We start from the raw sequence: 1,954 nt of genomic DNA on the forward strand, positions 1-1,954 counted from the left end.
CCGCCGGCCGCCAGCAGAGCGTGCGCGCTTCACCAACGACGATTTCATGATACAGAACCAGGCCGACCTGCTGAACACGGTGGAGTCCACTAACCGGCGCCTTCACAACATCGCGAAGCGGCAGAAACTGCGAGAAGCCGGCGCGGCTGGTGGGAAAGGCACCCAGCAGGGCGCCGGCGGCTTGCCGGCGGTCATCGGCCTGATTACAATAGATGCATGCCCGGTGCGGGCGCTGTCCCTGGCCCTTCAGGAGGCCGGCTTTCCGGTGCGCCGGTTGAGCAAAGATGTGGATCATCTGCCGGCGGAGGAGCTGGCGGATGTATCCGTGTTCCTCGTATGTGGGAGCGTCTGTCCGGAGGTGTATCAGGCCCTGCGCCGGCGCAGTTCCGCCCGCATCCTGGCGCTGGTGCCGGGCGGCGAGGGGGAGGTGCTGGAGGCTCTGAGCGCCGGCGCGGATGACTCGCAGAAGTTGGGCATCAGCGAGCAGGAGATCGCGGCGCGCATCTACGCGCTCCTGCGCCGCGCCGGCAGACCGCGTTCTGCAGGGTAGGTGTGAGGCGTTATGAAGAAGAGCATTTTGGTGGTGGATGACGACCCGAAGATCGTGGAAATCGTCTCGCTGTACCTGAAGCGGGAGGGTTATCGGGTGCTGGCCGCCTACGACGGGAGGCAGGCGCTGGAGATGGCGCGCGAGAAAAGGCCCGACTTGATCGTGCTGGATCTGATGCTGCCGGGGCTGGACGGCATGGATGTCTGCCGGCTGTTGCGCGACGAGTCCGACGTCCCCATCCTGATGCTGACCGCCCGCGCCTCCGACGAGGATAAACTGCGCGGCTTCGACGTCGGGGCGGACGATTACCTGACCAAGCCCTTCAACCCGCGCGAGCTGGTGGCGCGCGTGCGGGCCATCTTGCGGCGGGTGGAGAGCGAGGAAGAACCGCCGAAGGATATGCGCTTCGGAGACCTGGAAATCAGCGTGATGCGGCACGAGGTGCGCCTGCGCGGCAGTCCGGTGAATTTGACGCCCACCGAGTTTCGCATCCTGACGACCCTGGCGCAGGAGCCGGGCCGGGCCTTCAGCCGGGTGGAACTGCTGGAGCGCGCCTTCGGGTACGATTATGAGGGGTTGGAGCGGACGGTGGATGTGCATATCATGAACATCCGCCGCAAGATTGAGCCGGAGCCGCGCCGGCCGCGCTACATCGTCACCGTGCCCGGCGTGGGTTACCGCTTTGAGGGGGAACATGTGGAATAGCCTGCGTGTGCGGCTGTTGATGGCCATAATCCTGGTAGTGCTGGTGGCGGTAACGGTCACCGCGGTGGTGGTCGGCCGGCGCACCGCCGGCGAATTCCAGCGCTACGTGGAGCGGGGAGGGCCGATTCCCCTGGCACGCTATGCCGGCTTCCTGGCCCGCTCTTATGACCTGCGCCGGAGCTGGGAAGCGGTACAGCCGGAGGTCGAGCGCATCGGGCAGATCAGCGGAATGCGGGTGGTGGTGTCCGACGCGGAAGGCCGCATCGTGGCGGATTCGGAGAGCGCGCTGATCGGCAAATCGGCCGCCGGCCGCTGGCAGGTGCCGGCCGTCGAGATCCTCGTCGGCGGCCGGCCAGTGGGCTTCTTGTACATGATCCCGCCGACCGAGCCTCGCGAGACGGAACGGGCCTTCCTCCGGGCCGTCAACCGCTCCATTTTGTTCGGCGCGCTGTTCGCCGGCGCGGCGGCGATACTGGTCACCCTGGGCATGTCGGACCGCATCCTGCGGCCTATCGAGCGGCTGACGGCCGCCGCCCAGCGCATGGAGAAGGGAGATCTCTCGGTGCGGGTGCCGGTGGATTCGCAGGATGAAATCGGCAAGCTCGCCCACGCCTTCAACGCCATGGCCAGCAGTCTGGCCATGCAGGAACAACTTCGCCGCAATCTGGTCAGCGACGTGGCCCATGAACTGCGCACGCC

Annotated in this window: 3 protein-coding genes; all 3 read left to right on the plus strand. The window is 66.5% G+C overall.

The window, feature by feature from the left end; genetic code table 11:
* Positions 1-550, plus strand: a 550-nt coding sequence (locus H5T60_14415) for a hypothetical protein (GenBank protein ID MBC7243624.1), incomplete at its 5' end; no start/stop codon positions are given.
* Between the two features lie 12 nt (positions 551-562).
* A complete protein-coding gene (locus tag H5T60_14420; protein ID MBC7243625.1) occupies positions 563-1,255 on the plus strand; it encodes a response regulator transcription factor in 693 nt (230 codons plus the stop codon).
* On the plus strand, positions 1,245-1,954 hold a 710-nt coding region (locus tag H5T60_14425; GenBank protein ID MBC7243626.1), incomplete at its 3' end, for a HAMP domain-containing protein. The genes H5T60_14420 and H5T60_14425, both read left to right, overlap by 11 nt.

The sequence above is a fragment of the Anaerolineae bacterium genome (assembly GCA_014360855.1).
GTDB lineage: Bacteria > Chloroflexota > Anaerolineae > JACIWP01 > JACIWP01 > JACIWP01.